The organism is Pseudomonas sp. PDM25 (assembly GCF_019219045.1).
In the GTDB taxonomy this organism is placed as follows: domain Bacteria; phylum Pseudomonadota; class Gammaproteobacteria; order Pseudomonadales; family Pseudomonadaceae; genus Aquipseudomonas.
In genome coordinates this window covers 1-486 of record NZ_JAHUWL010000066.1, presented here as the reverse complement: position 1 = coordinate 486, position 486 = coordinate 1, and the positions used below count along the sequence as shown (strand labels likewise).

1 protein-coding gene is annotated in these 486 nt (G+C 67.1%); it reads right to left on the bottom strand.

All coding sequences use genetic code 11. The features are described 5' to 3' along the window. A partial coding sequence (locus KW848_RS31340) for a chemotaxis protein CheW (RefSeq protein WP_218539181.1) occupies positions 1-350 on the bottom strand: 350 nt, incomplete at its 3' end. Positions 351-486 lie beyond the last annotated feature (136 nt).

Genomic DNA, 486 nt, shown 5'->3' with positions numbered 1-486 from the left:
ATATCGAGCACGGCGTCCACCGCATCGACCACCAGGCCGATGCGCTGGGCCTGGCCGTTGCCATCTAGCTCCAGCTCGATGATGACGATGCAGGTGCGCTTGCCCGGCTCGGTCAGGTCGAGGCCAAAGCGCGCTGCCAGGTCGAGCACCGGCACCACGTTGCCGCGCAGGTTGATCACGCCGTGGATGAAGGCGGGCATCATCGGTACGGCCGTGACCTGGCCGTATTCGATGATCTCCCGCACCAGTTCGATCGGCAGGGCATAGCGCGCCTGGCGCACGCGGAATGAAAGGTGCTGGACACTGTCGTCCAGTACCTCGTTGCTGCGGGTAGCGGTGATGGCGTTCATGCAACCCCCATCAGTTGAAGCTGACGAACTGGCCTTCGTCCGGCAGTGCCTGCTGCGGACGGCGCTCGGGGCGGCGCAGTTCGCGCAGGTTGCTCGGTCGCGGCGGCTCGGCGCGGCGCGATGCGAAGCCGGCGGG